Here is a 230-nt window from a genome sequence, read left to right as displayed (position 1 = left end):
GAAGATGTCCAGCGTTTTGTTGCCGTTGGTGTTGAACTTCGCGTACTCGGTTATCTGGCCAGTCGTGCCGTACAGCGTCGCGGTCTGAGAACCATCGGCGGCGAAGTCGTACTTCGTGTAGCTCTTGTCCAGATTGAAGTTATACTGCTGCGTGGCCTTGCCAGCGGCTCCGTAGAAGATGTCCAGCGTCTTGTTGCCGTTGGTGTTGCGCTTCGCGTACTCGGTTATCT

The 230-nt window shown here is 55.2% G+C and carries 1 protein-coding gene; it reads right to left on the bottom strand.

Translation table 11 applies throughout. The features are described 5' to 3' along the window. On the bottom strand, window positions 1-230 hold a 230-nt coding region (locus SB765_RS34480), incomplete at both ends, for a hypothetical protein (protein ID WP_410933139.1).

Source organism: Pseudomonas sp. SIMBA_067 (assembly GCF_046534675.1).
Classification (GTDB): Bacteria; Pseudomonadota; Gammaproteobacteria; order Pseudomonadales; family Pseudomonadaceae; genus Aquipseudomonas; species Aquipseudomonas putida.
The sequence above is the reverse complement of the archived record's forward strand: the minus strand, read 5'-3'. Positions and strand labels throughout refer to the sequence as shown.